Consider the following 15,167-nt stretch of genomic DNA (forward strand, 5'->3'; position numbering starts at 1 on the left):
CCCGCGTTCCCGTCCCGCCGGCACCGGCTCCGCCTGTTCGCGCAGCCGCGGAGCTGGTGAGACGATGGTGCGGTGAAAGATGCCGAAAACACCCCCACCTCTGCTTCCCAGCCGTTGGAGGAGCGCGTCAACAACCGCTCGCAGCGGCCCAGTTCCGACGCGTTCAAGGCCTTCATGGCCGGCAACTGGGCGCCCGCCAGCCAGGAGCTCCCGGCACGTGACGCCGTAGCCGGCTACGCCTCGGCCCGGCGCAAGGCAATCTCCGGACAGTTCAAGGGCGAACGCCTGGTGATCCCCGCCGGCCCGCTGAAAGTCCGCTCCAACGACTGCGACTACCGCTTCCGCCCCCACTCCGGATTCGCGCACCTCACCGGGCTCGGCCTCGACCACGAGCCTGACGCCGTCCTGATCCTTGAACCCGTCGGGGAAGGAAAGGGCGACGACGGCGGCCACCACCGGGCAACGCTCTACTTCCGGCCGCTGGCCGGGCGGGACACGGAACAGTTCTACGCAGACTCCCGGGCCGGCGAGTTCTGGATCGGCGCCCGTCCCACCCTCGCGGAGTTCGAGTCACGCCTTGGCCTGGCAACGGCACATATCGACCAGCTGGAGACAGCCATCACCAAGGACGTGGGCGCCCCCGAAATCGGCGGCATCTCCATCCGCCTGGTCCGCAAGGTGGACGAGAACATCGACGCGCTGGTGGACACCGCCCGCTACAACACGGCGAAGGACCCGGACAACCTGGACCTCGCCGTCCTCGATGCCCTGGACGAAAAGCTGAGCGAAGCCCTCTCCGAACTGCGCCTCCTCAAGGACGACTGGGAGATCGGGCAAATGAAGCTCGCGGTGGCTGCCACCGTTGAAGGGTTCGAGGAAGTCGTAAAAGTCCTGCCTCGCGCCCTCACGCACGCCCGCGGCGAGCGCGTGGTGGAAGGAGCCTTCTTCGCCCGGGCGCGCGAGGTGGGCAACGAACTGGGATACGACACCATCGCGGCCTCCGGCAACAACGCCACAGTGCTGCACTGGACCCGCAATACGGGGAAGATCCACGCCGGAGAACTCCTCCTGCTGGACGCCGGCGTGGAAGCCGATTCCCTGTACACGGCGGACATCACCCGCACCCTCCCCGCCAGCGGCGTGTTCACCGACATCCAGCGCAAAGTCTACGAAGCCGTGCTCGACGCGGCCGACGCCGGGTTTGCCGCAGCACAGCCCGGGGCGAAGTTCCGCGATATCCACACCGCGGCCACCACAGTGCTTGCCGAGCGGCTTGCGGAGTGGGGGCTCCTGCCGGTGACGGTGGAGGAGGCCATCAGTCCCGAGGGCCAGCAGCACCGCCGGTGGATGCCGCACGGCACCAGCCACCACCTGGGGCTGGACGTCCATGACTGCGCCCAGGCCAAACGGGAACTCTACCTGGACGGCATCCTCACCGAAGGGATGGTCTTCACCATCGAACCCGGCCTGTACTTCAAGGCCGAGGACCTTGCGATCCCGGAGGAGTACCGGGGAATCGGCGTCAGGATTGAGGATGACGTCCTGATGACCGCCGACGGCCCGGTCAACCTGAGCGCCGCCCTGCCGCGCAAGGCCGAGGACGTGCAGGACTGGATGGCGGGCATTTACCGTGAAGCGGACGGGGCCCAGGAAGCCTAGCCAGCAGCCCGCGGTTGTGGGGGGCTGTTATTGACGCCGCCCCCTGCCAACCTGCTGAATAAACAAAAAAGCGGGGCTGCCGGAACAAGTGTTCCGGCAGCCCCGCTTTTGTTTGCCTGCCAGGCCGCTGCGGGCTATTGCCGCGGCTCGCCCGGGTGCTGCTCAGGAGCGTGCCCGGGCGCGTCCTGCTGGCCATCAACCCGCTCCCCCTGCGTGGGCTGCTGCTGGCCGCCCTCGGGGTGCCCGGTGCCGGCGGCGGGGGCCTGCGGCAGCCGCACGCCATACTGCGGCCGGCCATCCGGCAGGTCCGGGTACCGTACGGTCCGGGCCGGGGCGGGCTGCTCCTGCGGCGCGGCAGCAGGCTGGCCCTGGTCCTCCTGGACAGGATGTGCCTGGGCCGACGACCCGGACGACTGCTGCCCGTAAGGATCGCTCCAGCCTGAGGGACGGACCGGACCCTGGCCGGGCTGGTTCTGCTGGTAAGGCTGGCTGTGGTAGTCGCGCTGGGTGTAGGGGCCACCGCCGGCGGCCGCATCCGAGCGGGTCATCGGCAGCTGCTGGAGCAGCCGCCGTGCCTCGTGGGCAGCCTCCGGCGACACCACGACGTCGTAGCTGGTGGCCACCACCTGGTTGGTGGAGGTGAAGTCGCGCTTGCCGCGCTGCATGGCATAGGTGACGATGCCGAAGAGCATAAAGAACGCTGCACCCATCAGCACCGAGGTAAGAATGGAGAAGTACCCCGGTGACGGTGCGAAGAAGGACAGCATGACACCCACGAACAGGCCGAACCACATGCCGCTCAGTGCTCCGGAAAGCGCCACCCTGGGGTAGCTCAGGCGGCCGGTCACCCGCTCCACCATCTTCAGCTCGTTGCCCACGATGGACACCATGTGGACGGGGAACTGCTGGTCCGCAAGGTAATCCACGGCCTTCTGGGCATCCAGGTAGGACGTGTAGGAACCCACGGTATCGCCGGTTGGAACGGCCCGGGCTTCATCCATTCCGCCGGGCCCGCCGGCCTTGGGAGCACCAAATATGTTTGCCATACCCCCATTCTTGCCCATGAGCATGTGTGCTGCCTGTAAATTCAGCTAAAAGAGAGCAGACTCGGTAGCCTGTAGGAGTGAGCACAACTCCTACCCGCGTCTTCGTGGCGCGCCTTTTGGGCCTCGACGTCTTCGACCCGCTGGGCGACCGGCTGGGCCGGCTGCGCGATGTTGTTGTGCTGTCCCGGGGAACGCAGGGCGCACCGCACGTGGTGGGCATCGTCGTCGAAGTTCCCGGCAAGAAGCGCGTCTTCGTGCCCATGACGCGCATTACCTCCATCGACCAGACCCAGATCATCTGCACCGGGCTGGTGAACCTCCGCCGCTTCGAGCAGCGCGGCGCCGAGACGCTGGTGGTGGCCGAGATGTTCGACCGCCGCGTCACCCTGCGGGACGGCAGCGGCGACGCCACCATCGAGGACATCGCCATGGACCAGCACCGCTCGCGGGACTGGTTCGTCAGCAAGCTCTTTGTCCGGCGGGGCCATTCCCTTTCCCCGCTCAGCCGGCTCCGCCGCAACGAAACCCTGATCATCGACTGGGCCGACGCCCTCCAGGGCCCGCGCACGGAGCCGCAGGCGGCCACCCAGTTCGTGGCCAACCATGAGGACCTCAAGCCGGCAGACTTCGCCGAAGCACTGCAGGAAATGAGCGACAAACGCCGTTTCGAGGTGGCCAGCGAGCTGCAGGACGAACGGCTGGCCGACGTCCTCCAGGAGCTCCCGGAAGATGACCAAGTGGAGATCCTCTCCGCCCTTGACGTGCAGCGCGCAGCCGACGTGCTGGAGGAAATGGATCCCGACGACGCCGCCGACCTCCTTGGCGAGCTCCCCTCTGCCCAGGCGGAGGAGCTGCTCCAGCTGATGGAGCCGGAGGGCGCCGAGGACGTCCGGCGGCTGCTGGAGTACGACGAGGACACCGCCGGCGGGCTCATGACCCCCGTGCCGGTGATCCTTCCTCCCGAGGCCACGGTTGCCGAGGCGCTGGCCCACGTGCGCCGGGAGGAACTCTCCCCGGCGCTTGCCTCCTCCATCTTCATCGCCAGGCCGCCGCTGGAGACGCCGACCGGCCGCTTCCTGGGTGTGGTCCACATCCAGCAGCTGCTCCGGTTCCCGCCGTTCGAACCGCTCGGCAACCTGGTGGACAAGAACCTCGAACCGCTGTCGGACCAGGCACACATCAGCGAAGTGGCACGCACGCTGGCGACCTACAATTTGAACTCCCTCCCCGTGGTCAACGACGCCGGCCGGCTTGTGGGGGCGGTGACTGTTGATGATGTTTTGGATCATCTGTTGCCGGATGACTGGCGCGCCCATGACGGCGAAGCCCCGATAAGAAGGCTGGGTGGCCGTATTGGCTGAGAGCAGCGCACCAAAAAATCCGAACCAGCGGACGCCCGCCAGGAAGACGGCCGACAAAGGCAGCCTGGACACACCCCTGAGCGGCCGCCAGCGGATCCTGCCCAAGTTCTCCCCGGATCCCGATGCCTTCGGCCACGCCACGGAGGGCTTTGCCCGCTTCATGGGCACCCCGCAGTTCCTGGTCTACATGACGGTCTTCGTGGTCATCTGGCTGGCGTGGAACACCTGGGCGCCGCTTGAGTGGCAGTTCGATTCCCGCGCGCTTGGTTTCACCCTGCTGACGCTGATGCTGTCCCTCCAGGCCTCCTACGCCGCACCCCTTCTGCTGCTCGCCCAGAACCGGCAGGACGACCGCGACCGCGTCTCGCTCCAGCAGGACCGCCAGCGCGCCGAGCGCAACCTGTCCGACACCGAGTACCTCACCCGGGAACTCGCATCCCTGCGGATTGCGCTGCGCGAGGTTGCCACGCGTGACTACGTCCGTGCCGAGCTCCGTTCGCTGCTTGAGGACATGCTGGAGGCCCAGGAGGAGCTCCGGACCCACGATCCCTCCGGGCAGGGGCAGCACGAATCCCCCCGCGACAAGGTCAAGGAAAAACTCAAGGAACAGCGCGACCGGCAACGGAACCCCCGCACCCAGCAGATCCCCCGGGTCAAGCCCGGCCATTCCACCCAGGACCGTTAATGAGCGAACCCATTGCCAACACGGCGTTGGCTGAGGCAGTCAACGCTGCCCTGGCCACGGTCATCGACCCCGAACTCCGCCGCCCCATCACCGAACTGGGCATGGTGGAGTCTGTCGCCGTGGACGACGCCGGCAGGGCCAGCCTGGCAGTCCTGCTCACCATCGCCGGCTGCCCCCTGCGGGACACCATCACCACGGATGCCACGAACGCGCTGCTGGCAGTTCCGGGAGTGGCCGCCGTCGACGTTGAACTCAAGGTGATGACCCAGGAACAGCGCGATGCCCTCAAGGAACTGCTCCGCGGCAAGGGGGGCCAGCGCGGCATCCCCTTCAACGAGCCAGGTTCCCTGACCCGGGTCTACGCCGTCGCCAGCGGCAAGGGCGGGGTCGGGAAGTCCTCGGTGACCGTCAATTTGGCCTGTGCCCTTGCAGTCCAGGGCCTGCGCGTCGGCATCGTGGACGCGGATGTCTATGGCTTCTCCGTCCCGGGCCTGATGGGCATCACGCAGCAGCCCACCCGGGTGGACGACATGATCCTTCCCCCGGTCGCCTACGGGGTGAAGGTGATCTCCATCGGGATGTTCGTCAGCGGCAACCAGCCTGTGGCCTGGCGCGGACCCATGCTGCACCGCGCGCTGGAACAGTTCCTCACCGACGTCTATTTTGGCGACCTCGACGCCCTGTTCCTCGACCTGCCGCCCGGCACCGGTGACATCGCGATCTCCGTGGCCCAGCTGCTGCCCAAGGCGGAAATCCTGGTGGTCACCACGCCGCAGGCTGCCGCCGCCGACGTCGCCGAGCGCGCCGGGGCCATCGCCACGCAAACGGGCCAGAAGGTGGCGGGGGTCATCGAGAACATGTCCTACCTGGAAATGCCCGACGGCGGCAGGATGGAATTGTTCGGCAGCGGCGGCGGGCAGGTCCTCGCCGGGCGGCTGACGGCAACGGTGGGGGCAGAAGTGCCGCTGCTGGGCCAGATTCCGCTGGACATCCAGCTGCGTGAAGGCGGGGACACCGGCGTGCCGATCGTCCTCGGCCAGGCCGGCACGCCGGCGGCGGCCGCACTGTCAGGTATCGCCGGACAACTGGCGGCAAAACCCCGTGGACTGGCCGGGATGAAACTGGGGCTTCAGCCTCGCTGAGCCGCCAGCCTGGCCGGGTGCAGCCTGGAGCACCTGTCCGGAAACTGCTGCGGGCAGGCGCTACGTGGCTTCGGTGTCGAAGGGTGCGGCCTCGCCCGGCGGCAGCGACTGGAGCACCCGTTCCGGCCGCCTGGGCGCGGCGTCGGCTCCCACGGCGGCGGCCCCGGAAACTGCGGCCACGGCGGCCGGCGCGCCGGCGCTGACGGGTTTGGCGTCGTCGTCGAGGAGCGCCTCTTTGATGATGCGCCGGGGGTCGTACTGCCGGGGATCGTATTTCTTCCAGTCGACATCATCGATGTCGATGCCCACTTCTTCCTTGATCTGCTCGCGGGCACCGGACGCCATGCGCCGGACTTCCCTGACCAGGTTCGCCAGCTTCTGGGTGTATTCGGGCAGCCGCTGGGGGCCGATCACCAGAACGCCAATGATCAGCAGAAGAAAGAACTCCGGGCCGTTGATTCCAAACACTTTAGGAAGATTACCCTCTCCGGGCTGCCAGTGACGATTTCAACCCGGGGCCCGGGAGAACTGCCTGCGCTACGGGACGAAAAAGGCCACGATGCGGTTGGCCCCGCGCTGCAGCCGCGTCGTGAGCGGTTCCCCTCCCGCTTCCGCGGACGGAGGGGTACCGGCGGCAACACCTTCTTCGGCCCTGCTGCCAAGGCGCTGCAGGATGGGGACGGCATCGTCGGCCCGCTCCGCCGGCAAGTTGGACTCGTAGGTAAAGCTGTGGCCCTGCGTCCGGTACGTGGCCGACCATGGTGAAGACTGCCACACACTCAGGTTGTTGCCGGCTGCTGCGGCTTCCCGGTCCACAGCGCCCGGCTGTCCGCCAGGATTCTGGCCGTCACCCTCCTGTGCGGAGAGCCGCTGTTCAGTGACTGTGGCGTAGTGTGCCCCGTCGGTCAGCCTCAGCTCAACCGCCGGCTGCCCGTTGAACACCGTGGCTTTTGCCGATTCAAGGTGGAAGCCCATTGCTTCCAGTTCCGGACAGGCCCAGCCTTCGGAGCGCAGCCGCGTGAGCTGTTCAGCGTTGAGCTGCCTGCCGTCCGCCGGCGTCCGGGACGAGACCTGCGAAAAAGCGGCCGGGTTTCCCGTGGCGTCCCCGGGCAGCGGGTCCCCTGCAGCCGCGAAGGCACCCGCAGCCAGGACCGCCACCGCAGCCGTGCTGCCGCCGGCAGCCAGTGCCAGCACCCGGACGGCCGTGCGCGGTGGCGCGGGCCGCTGGGTGGGAGCCGGAGGCGCGGCGGCGAGTTCCTGCGTCCGTGACAGCAGGCGGGCCGTCAGGTCATCGCTGGCGGGCGGGATGGGGGCATCGCGGAGCCGCTCCAGGTACTGGCGTTCCCGCCGCAACGCTGCAGAGCATTCGTGGCAGGACTGGAGGTGGCTGCGGGTGCGCTGGTGCCTGCGTCCGAATGGGGTCCGGGACCTCATGCGCCGTTCAGAGGATGCCGGCGATACGCGGCATGGACAGTTTGCGGCGCGCCTGCTGGGGACGAGGGTCCCGGTGCGCCAGCTTCTCCCGCAGCATGGTCCGTCCGCGGTGGATCCGTGAGCGGACAGTACCCAGCTTGACGCCCAGCGCTTCCGCCACTTCGTCGTAGGACAGGCCTTCGAGGTCGCAGAGGACGACGGCGGCGCGGAAGTCCGGCGGAAGTTCCTCCAGCGCAGCCTGCACGTCCACGTCCAGGTTGTTGAGCTCAAAGCTCTGTTCCGGACCCGGTTCGCGGCCGGGAAGCCTCGACTCGGCATCCTCGGCGAGGGCATCGAACCTGATCCGGGTTTTGCGCCGCGCCTGGTCCAGGAAGAGGTTCGTGGTAATCCGGTGCAGCCAGCCGTCCAGCGTGCCCGGCTTGAAGTTCTCCAGCGAGCGGAAGACGCGGACAAACACCTCCTGGGTGAGGTCCTCGGCGTCGTACTTGTTGCCCGTCAGGCGGTAGGCAAGCCGGTAGACCTTCGCCGAGTGGTTGGTGACCACTTCTTCCCAGGTGGGACGTACCCACTCAGCCTCAGGATGGTTTGTTGCAGGGACAGGTGCCACAACTGAAGATGACATCGTCCACTCCCCTCGTGGAATACTAACGCCCGGATACTGTTGACATCTCTGATTCGGCGCCGGTCACCTTTTGGATGAGCGGATATTAATCATTTCAAACTTGTCTGGGAATTTCCTGATTGTGGAAAAGTTCAGCCATAGGCGCAACCGCCTGCCTCCCCTGCCGTTGCCACGGGACACAGTAGGCTGTAAAGGACATTCCCTGCCGCCCAGAAAGCGAAACCCATGAGCGCCGACAAGTCCACCAGCTGGTCCTATGCAGAAGATCTTCCTGCTGAGGATGAGGTCATGCTTCGGGCCAGGGAGCGCTCCTTCGAGCTCGGTGTGACGCCCATTGGCCCGGGAGTGGGAGCAGTCCTCACCGTGCTGGCTGCCGCATCCAAAGCCCAGACCGCCGTCGAGATCGGGACCGGAGCGGGAGTTTCAGGTGTGTGCCTGCTCCGCGGCCTCGGCCCCCAGTCCGTCCTCACCACCATCGACGTCGACGTCGAACACCTCCGCGCCGCGCGCGAGGCATTCTCCGAGGCCGGCAGCCCCGCCAACCGCACCCGGACCATTTCCGGAAGGGCAGGCGACGTCCTCCCGCGGCTGACGGACCGCGCCTACGACCTGGTGTTCATTGACGCCGACAAGCCCGGGCTGCCCGGATATGTGGAACAGGCCATCCGTCTGCTGAAGCCCGCAGGGCTGCTGATCGTGAACGACGCACTCGACAAGGACAAGGTGGCCAACCCCGCCAGCCGCGAGGCCACCACCGTAGTCCTGCGCCAGGTGGGCAAAGCCATACGCGACGACGACAGGCTGGCTTCGGCCATGCTTCCCACCGGCGACGGCCTGCTGGTGGCAGTCAAGAAGTAGGCCGCCGAAAAAGGCAGGGCCCGCAGCTGCTGCTGCGGGCCCTGCCTTTTCACGATTATTCGGTAACGCCGACCAGGCATTCCTTGAGGTTGGCTGCCTCAGCAGCGTTCAGCTCGACCACCAGTCGCCCGCCGCCTTCGAGCGGGACGCGCATGATCAGGCTGCGGCCCTCCTTGGTGACTTCCATTGGGCCGTCGCCGGTGCGTGGTTTCATAGCCGCCATGAGGAATTCCCCTCCATTTAGTCCCAGGACTGATCAGCCCGGGCGGGCTGTGTCCGCATGTAGATCAAGCTGCCACGGCGGAGTGGTTGGACACCGCCCGGGCTGCGCGTATTCTGAATGCTTTTTGTCCTTGCTTACTTACTATTATCGCGGAATTACCCGCACGTAGCTAATCGATGGACATTTACCGCGTGGTGGTATTTCAGCCCTGACCTGCACGAAGGCCCCAAAGACTAGGGCGGATAATCCCCGCCGCCGGGCAATTGCGCCCAGGCCCACAGCCACACAATCCAGACAATCTGCAGCAGCAGGAACATGAGGACAACCGTCCCCCGGTAAGCACGCGACCTGGAGGCCAGTGCAGCTGCCAGCGCCAGCGGAAACAGCGGCAGCAGCATGCGGAACGTACTGGTCTGCGGGTGCAGGAACGCCACCAGGTACGCCATGTAGCAGGCACACCACAGGCGGAGTTCGACGCCGATCTGCCAGACGGGGGGAAGGAAGAGCATGGCGGCGAAGAGGGCCACGAAAATGAAGGGCGCCAGCACTCCCAGCACCGGCCCGAAAAGGTTGATGCCGGTGTCGAACCAGGGCTTGAACGGCACCAGGTCATGGCCGCGCCATACTGTTTCGGTTTTTGTGTAAGCCTGGATGTCCCCGGTTGCCGCCCACGCCGCCGCGGGCCAGGCGAGCGCCATCGCGCCTCCGACGCCGGTGAGGACGGCAAGGGCCGCGAGGTCACGGTTGGAATGGGTTCCTTCCCGCGTCCCGGCACCGGAGGCCGCGTTGCGGAACCGCGCCCACAGGCGGTGCAGGAGGAGCAGCCCCAGCATGGCCGCAAAGGGAACACCTACCGGCCGGGACAGGCACAGGAGCACCACCACGGGTATTGCCCAGAGGTACTGCCTGCGGACCACCAGCAGCAACGCTGCCGCGAGGAGCAGCAGGGACAGCGGTTCGGCGTACGGCACCTGAAGGACTGCAGCCACGGGGAAGGTGGCGAAGAACGTTACTCCCCACAGCGCCGGGGCGTGGGAGGCCTTGTGCCGGAACAGGATGTAGACAACCAGCGCCGCTCCCCAGCCCGCAAGCATGGCGATGAGCGTCAGGGCCGCCGCGGGAGCCATGCCGGTGAGTCCGCTGAGCCCTCCGGCCAGCGCGGGAAACAACGGATAGAAGGCCCACGTGTTTTCCTGCACGTTGCCCGCGGCGTCAGTCGGCAGCACGGAGGGGTAGCCCCCGGCAATCACCTGGGCGTACCAGCGCGCGTCCCAGATGTTGATGAAATTCCAGTAGTCAGGCTTCGCCGGAAACCAGGGATTGGGACCCTGGTGGAGCGCAGCGGCCATGAAGATTCCGGCGCTGACGAGACGGGCGGCCAGGTAAATGGCGGTGACCTGAAGCCACCACGGCCAGCCCCGGAGTGCTGTTCCCGCCTGCCCCGCCAGCCCTTGGAGCGACGGGAGCAGGCCTGCGCGGCGCCGCGCCTCTGTACTCACGGCGTGTTCTTTGCAGGCGGCGCGGTCCCGCCGGGTTCCGTGGCGCGGGCTTCCTGCAGGGCCAGCAGCTCAGCCCGCAAGCCGTCAATCTCGTCCTGTTTGGAGGCGAGCTGGTCCCGCAAGTCATCCAGGACCTGGTCCACCTGGTCCATCCTGTAGCCGCGGAGGCCAAGGGAGAACCGCACACGGTCCACATCCTCCGGTGCGGCCTGGGCCGGCAGCAGGACAGGGGGAAGGTTGGCAGGCGGCTGCTCGAAGCCGCCGTCGAGCAGGACAGGCAACGGAGCGTTGCCTGTCCTGCTCGCACGCCGCCCGAGGCCGACCCAGAACACCGCCCCGACCAACCCGATGGCCAGGAAAACCAGAAAGAAACTCACCGTTCCATCGTGCCAGACCGGGCGGCTGCTGCCAGTCCGGACACCCGGGGCGGGACCGGCTACTCCGGCCGCTGCTCTCCCTTGAAGGAGGGCGTAACGGCCCCGTGGAGCACTCGGTCCACGGCTTCGGCGGGATCGTCAACCACCTGGATCAGGTCCAGGTCCTTCTCGGACACCATGCCTTCGGCAACCAGCGTGCCCCTGATCCACTCGATCATCGGGCCCCAGAAATCGACGCCGAGGAGGACGATCGGGAACGATGTGACCTTGCGCGTCTGGACCAGCACCATGGCCTCGAACAGCTCGTCGAGTGTTCCCAGCCCGCCGGGCAGGACGATGAACCCCTGGGCGTACTTGACGAACATGGTCTTGCGGGCGAAGAAGTACCGGAAGTTGATGCCCAGGTCCACCCACTGGTTCAGGCCCTGTTCGAACGGCAGCTCGATCCCCAGGCCCACGGATACACCGTTGCCTTCCACGGTGCCGCGGTTGGCAGCCTCCATGGAGCCGGGACCGCCGCCGGTGATGACGGCGACGCCGGCCTCCGCCAGTTTCCGCCCCACTTCCACGCCCATCTCGTAGTAGGGGCTGCCGGGCTTGGTGCGTGCTGAACCGAAGACGCTCACGGCTTTCCCGATATCCGCCAGGGCACCGAACCCTTCCACGAACTCGCTCTGGATGCGCAGGACCCGCCAGGGATCCGTGTGGACGAACTGCCCGGGGCCCTTGGTGTCGAGCAGATGCTGGTCCGACATCTCCACGGCCGCCTGTTTGCGGCGCAGCTCAAGGGGCCCCTTGCGGCGTGGCTGGGAATTTCTTGCCGGATCTGCACTGATGCTCATTCCCCTAGGCTAACCTGCCCGCGGGAGGTATCTCTTGAATCACGATCCGCAGGAACATGGGGTGATTAGCGTCATAAGCCGGTGTTGTTCGCTAGATTCTTCCTATGACTACTCATGTGCCCGGCGATGCCCTCGTCTCCCTGAACGCCGTAAACAAGCATTACGGCCAGCTGCACGTTCTGAAGGACATCAACCTCCAGGTCCGCAAGGGCGAGGTTGTTGTGGTCATCGGGCCTTCGGGCTCCGGTAAGTCCACCCTTTGCCGCGCCATCAACCGCCTGGAAACCATCGAAGGCGGGACCATCAGCATCGATGGCAAGGTCCTCCCCGAGGAAGGCAAGGAGCTGGCGCAGCTGCGTGCCGACGTCGGAATGGTCTTCCAGTCGTTCAACCTCTTCGCCCACAAAACCATCCTCGAAAACGTGACCCTTGGGCCCATCAAGGTCAAGGGCGTCCCCAAGGCAACAGCGGACAAGGACGCAATGGCGCTCCTTGAACGCGTTGGCGTGGGGCATCAGGCCCCGAAGCTCCCGGCACAGCTGTCCGGCGGCCAGCAGCAGCGCGTCGCGATCGCCCGCGCGCTGGCCATGAAGCCCAAGGTCATGCTTTTCGACGAGCCCACCTCGGCGCTCGACCCGGAAATGATCAACGAGGTCCTGGACGTCATGATCCAGCTGGCCAAGGAGGGCATGACCATGATCGTGGTCACCCACGAGATGGGCTTCGCCCGCAAGGCCGCGGACCGCGTCGTCTTCATGGCGGACGGCCAGATCGTCGAGGACGCCACCCCGGAGGAGTTCTTCACCAACCCGAAGAGCGACCGCGCCAAGGACTTCCTCTCCAAGCTCCTCACCCACTGATCCACCCGAACCAATACTCCAAGTTCGCACCCAGGCCGTGACCCACGGCCTCAATGAAAGGAATGTCATGAAGGCATTTATGACCCGGCGGAAGTCATTCTTCGTGGCGGCTACAGCCGCCCTCGCCCTGTCCCTGAGCGCCTGCGGCGGTGGCGGCACCGACGCCGGGGGCGATCCCTCGGTTGCTGCAGAGCCCACGTTCGCTGCCGGCACCACCATGGAAAAGCTCGCCTCGGCCGGCACCATCAAGATCGGCACCAAGTACGACCAGCCGCTCTTCGGACAGGTAGGCCTCGACGGCAAGCCGGTTGGATTCGATGTCGAAATCGGCAAGCTGATCGCCGCGAAGCTGGGCATCCCCGCTGACAAGATCGAGTGGTCCGAGACCGTGTCTGCCAACCGCGAGCCGTTCATCGAACAGGGCAAGGTTGACCTGGTCATCGCCACCTACACCATCAATGACAAGCGCAAGCAGGTTGTCAGCTTCGCGGGCCCGTACTACGAGGCCGGCCAGGCGCTGATGGTCAACAAGGACAACGACACCATCAAGACCCCCGAGGACGTCAAGGGCAAGAAGGTCTGCTCCGTGACGGGTTCCACCCCCGCAGCCACCATCGTGGACCAGTACGGCGCGGAACTCGTTCCGGCCGCAACCTACTCGGCCTGCCTTGAGCCGCTGCGCAACAAGCAGGTGGAAGCCGTCACCACGGACAACGTGATCCTGGCCGGCTTCGTGGACAAGGAACCGGACGCCTTCAAGCTCGCCTCCGACGAGACGTTCACCAAGGAGCCCTACGGCATCGGCCTGAAGAAGGACGACACCGAGTTCCGCAACTGGATCAACGACCAGCTGGAATCCTTCGAAGAAGACGGGTCCTACAAGAAGGCCTGGGAAGCCACTGCGGGCTCAGTCATCAAGACTGCCCCGGAGCTGCCCGAGATTGACCGTTACTAAGTAACCTCAGTGGTTGCCGGGGCTGCTCCGTGGCCCCGGCAACCGGCCTCTCCGCTCCCGTCCACGCCCACATCCGAAGGATCCTATGGACGTCATTCTTGAAAACCTTCCCCTGTACTGGAACGGTTTTCTCCGCACACTTTTCCTCTCCGCCGTTTCCGGCGTCATCGCGCTGGTACTCGGCACACTGCTCGCGGCAGCCAGGGTCTCCCCGGTGGCAGCGCTCCGCGGCTTCAGCACGGTCTACGTGGAGGTCCTCCGGAACACTCCCCTGACCATCGCCTTCTTCTTCGCGGCTATTGTCCTTCCCCGGCTCGGCGTCAAATTCGAGCAGTTCGAAGTCGCCGCCATCATTGCCTTGAGTACCTACACCGCAGCGTTCATCGCCGAAGCTGTCCGCTCAGGTGTCAACAGCGTCCCGGTGGGCCAGGCTGAAGCTGCCCGCAGCATCGGCATGAACTTCGGGCAGGTCCTGAACCTCATCATCCTGCCCCAGGCCCTGCGGACGGTGGTCCCGCCGCTCATCAATATCCTGATCGCCCTGGTCAAGAACTCCTCGGTTGCCGGCGCGTTCTTTGTCCTCGAACTGTTCGGTTACGGCCGCCAGCTGGCAAACGCCAACGGTGACGCCGTCATCCCCGTGCTGCTCGGCGTTGCGTTCTTCTATCTGCTCCTCACCGTTCCGCTGGGCATCCTGGCCAGTACGGTGGAACGAAAGGTGGCGATTGCCCGATGAGCTCAGTCCTCTACGACGTTCCAGGCCCCAAGGCCCGGCGCATCTCCCTGATCGGATCCATCGTGGGTTCGCTGCTGATCCTGGGCCTGCTGGCCTGGATCATCATGACGTTCGCGCAGCAGGGCATCTTCGAAGGGCGCCGCTGGCAGATCTTCACCCGGGCCGATGTGTGGACGCTCCTGGGCAACGGCCTGGGCGCAACCCTCAGCGCGGCAGCCCTCGCGGCTGTCATCGCGTTCCCCTTGGGCCTGCTGCTCTGCCTGCTCCGCATCTCCGATGCCGCCTTCATCCGGATCCCCACCCGCGTGGTGCTGGAGTTCCTCCGCGGCATGCCGGTAGTCCTCATGATGCTGTTCGTCCTGCTCGGCTTCGGCACCTCGCCCTTCATTGCTGTTGTCACCGGCCTGGTGCTGTACAACTCGGCAGTGTTTGCAGAGATCATCCGCGCCGGCATCCAGTCGCTGCCCAAGGGCCAGCGCGAGGCCGGGCTTGCGATCGGCCTCACCAGCTTCAAGTCGCGCATGCTGATCGAGCTGCCGCAGGCGATCCGGCGCATGATGCCGTCCCTGGTGGCGCAGATGGTGGTGCTCCTCAAGGACACCTCGCTCGGCTACATCGTGGCGTACGGCGAGCTACTGCGCGCCGTGCAGGTGATGGCTGACTTCCTGGGAACCCAGTTCCTGTTCCCGATCTTCTTCGTGGCGGCAGCCATCTACATCGCGATCAACATCCTCGTTTCGAGGATCGCGGTATGGATCGAGCGTCGCGGGTCCAAGAAGGCGGCCGGCGGCGTGGCCAAGGCCGAACCCGAAGCCGCCGAAGCAGCCGTTCCCTGATAGTTCTCGCTTAACGACGATGGCCCGGACCT

Annotated in this window: 17 protein-coding genes; 9 read left to right on the top strand and 8 right to left on the bottom strand. The window is 66.0% G+C overall.

The annotated features are described in order from the left end of the window. Positions 1-72 precede the first annotated feature (72 nt). Positions 73-1,659 (top strand): aminopeptidase P family protein, encoded by a 1,587-nt coding sequence (locus HTS88_RS05995; protein WP_174176460.1) that lies wholly within the window; start codon positions 73-75, stop codon positions 1,657-1,659. A 134-nt stretch (positions 1,660-1,793) separates the two neighbouring features. On the opposite strand, the gene HTS88_RS06000 is transcribed toward HTS88_RS05995, so the two are convergent. After that, positions 1,794-2,705: a YflT domain-containing protein gene (locus HTS88_RS06000; RefSeq protein WP_174176462.1), complete on the bottom strand. Its 912-nt coding sequence runs from the start codon at positions 2,703-2,705 to the stop codon at positions 1,794-1,796. A gap of 77 nt (positions 2,706-2,782) precedes the next feature. Here HTS88_RS06000 and HTS88_RS06005 point away from each other — a divergent pair, with 77 nt between their 5' ends. From HTS88_RS06005 to HTS88_RS06015, 3 genes are read left to right on the top strand one after another with little or no spacing between them, the layout of a single operon-like run. Then, positions 2,783-4,066, top strand: coding sequence for a magnesium transporter MgtE N-terminal domain-containing protein (locus HTS88_RS06005; protein WP_066277496.1), 1,284 nt, complete (start codon positions 2,783-2,785; stop codon positions 4,064-4,066). Beyond that, complete coding sequence (locus HTS88_RS06010) at positions 4,050-4,751, top strand: DUF1003 domain-containing protein (RefSeq protein WP_174176464.1); 702 nt, start codon at positions 4,050-4,052, stop codon at positions 4,749-4,751. The genes HTS88_RS06005 and HTS88_RS06010 overlap by 17 nt, the downstream gene beginning before the upstream one ends. Then, the gene (locus HTS88_RS06015) at positions 4,751-5,893 is read left to right on the top strand and encodes an Mrp/NBP35 family ATP-binding protein (protein ID WP_174176466.1); all 1,143 of its coding nucleotides are present in this window, start codon (positions 4,751-4,753) and stop codon (positions 5,891-5,893) included. The genes HTS88_RS06010 and HTS88_RS06015 overlap by 1 nt, the downstream gene beginning before the upstream one ends. A 60-nt stretch (positions 5,894-5,953) precedes the next feature. Here the strand turns inward: HTS88_RS06015 and HTS88_RS06020 are convergent, their stop codons facing one another. From HTS88_RS06020 to sigE, 3 genes are all read right to left on the bottom strand, one after another. Continuing rightward, positions 5,954-6,361: a twin-arginine translocase TatA/TatE family subunit gene (locus tag HTS88_RS06020; RefSeq protein WP_174176468.1), complete on the bottom strand. Its 408-nt coding sequence runs from the start codon at positions 6,359-6,361 to the stop codon at positions 5,954-5,956. Between the two features lie 69 nt (positions 6,362-6,430). Further along, positions 6,431-7,327, bottom strand: coding sequence for an anti-sigma factor (locus tag HTS88_RS06025; protein WP_246256034.1), 897 nt, complete (start codon positions 7,325-7,327; stop codon positions 6,431-6,433). A 7-nt stretch (positions 7,328-7,334) separates the two neighbouring features. Next, complete coding sequence (gene sigE / locus HTS88_RS06030) at positions 7,335-7,949, bottom strand: RNA polymerase sigma factor SigE (RefSeq protein ID WP_066277510.1); 615 nt, start codon at positions 7,947-7,949, stop codon at positions 7,335-7,337. 225 nt (positions 7,950-8,174) lie between these two features. Between sigE and HTS88_RS06035 the strand changes: the two genes are divergently transcribed. After that, positions 8,175-8,807 carry an O-methyltransferase gene (locus HTS88_RS06035; protein WP_104185061.1) on the top strand — a complete coding sequence of 211 codons (633 nt, stop codon included), beginning with the start codon at positions 8,175-8,177 and terminating at the stop codon, positions 8,805-8,807. 55 nt (positions 8,808-8,862) lie between these two features. On the opposite strand, the gene HTS88_RS06040 is transcribed toward HTS88_RS06035, so the two are convergent. From HTS88_RS06040 to HTS88_RS06055, 4 genes are all read right to left on the bottom strand, one after another. Continuing rightward, positions 8,863-9,030, bottom strand: coding sequence for a DUF3117 domain-containing protein (locus HTS88_RS06040; protein WP_009357720.1), 168 nt, complete (start codon positions 9,028-9,030; stop codon positions 8,863-8,865). A 233-nt stretch (positions 9,031-9,263) separates the two neighbouring features. Then, positions 9,264-10,529 carry a hypothetical protein gene (locus HTS88_RS06045; RefSeq protein WP_425515552.1) on the bottom strand — a complete coding sequence of 422 codons (1,266 nt, stop codon included), beginning with the start codon at positions 10,527-10,529 and terminating at the stop codon, positions 9,264-9,266. After that, the gene (locus HTS88_RS06050) at positions 10,526-10,906 is read right to left on the bottom strand and encodes a DivIVA domain-containing protein (RefSeq protein ID WP_174176470.1); all 381 of its coding nucleotides are present in this window, start codon (positions 10,904-10,906) and stop codon (positions 10,526-10,528) included. The genes HTS88_RS06045 and HTS88_RS06050 overlap by 4 nt, the downstream gene beginning before the upstream one ends. A gap of 59 nt (positions 10,907-10,965) precedes the next feature. After that, positions 10,966-11,748: an LOG family protein gene (locus HTS88_RS06055; protein WP_104185063.1), complete on the bottom strand. Its 783-nt coding sequence runs from the start codon at positions 11,746-11,748 to the stop codon at positions 10,966-10,968. 104 nt (positions 11,749-11,852) lie between these two features. Between HTS88_RS06055 and HTS88_RS06060 the strand changes: the two genes are divergently transcribed. The 4 genes from HTS88_RS06060 to HTS88_RS06075 all read left to right on the top strand — a co-directional run bounded on the left by HTS88_RS06060 (position 11,853) and on the right by HTS88_RS06075 (position 15,135). After that, positions 11,853-12,608, top strand: coding sequence for an amino acid ABC transporter ATP-binding protein (locus tag HTS88_RS06060; protein WP_174176472.1), 756 nt, complete (start codon positions 11,853-11,855; stop codon positions 12,606-12,608). Positions 12,609-12,675: 67 nt separating this feature from the next. Further along, positions 12,676-13,563, top strand: a complete 888-nt coding sequence (locus HTS88_RS06065) for a glutamate ABC transporter substrate-binding protein (protein ID WP_174176474.1) — start codon at positions 12,676-12,678, stop codon at positions 13,561-13,563. Positions 13,564-13,648: 85 nt separating this feature from the next. Next, entirely contained in the window at positions 13,649-14,299 is a 651-nt protein-coding gene (locus HTS88_RS06070; protein ID WP_066277535.1) for an amino acid ABC transporter permease, read from the top strand. Then, on the top strand, positions 14,296-15,135 hold the full coding sequence (locus HTS88_RS06075) for an amino acid ABC transporter permease (RefSeq protein ID WP_174176475.1): 840 nt from the start codon (positions 14,296-14,298) through the stop codon (positions 15,133-15,135). The genes HTS88_RS06070 and HTS88_RS06075 overlap by 4 nt, the downstream gene beginning before the upstream one ends. The last annotated feature ends 32 nt before the right edge of the window (positions 15,136-15,167 follow it).

Source organism: Pseudarthrobacter oxydans (genome assembly GCF_013314975.1).
GTDB classification, from domain to species: domain Bacteria; phylum Actinomycetota; class Actinomycetes; order Actinomycetales; family Micrococcaceae; genus Arthrobacter; species Arthrobacter oxydans.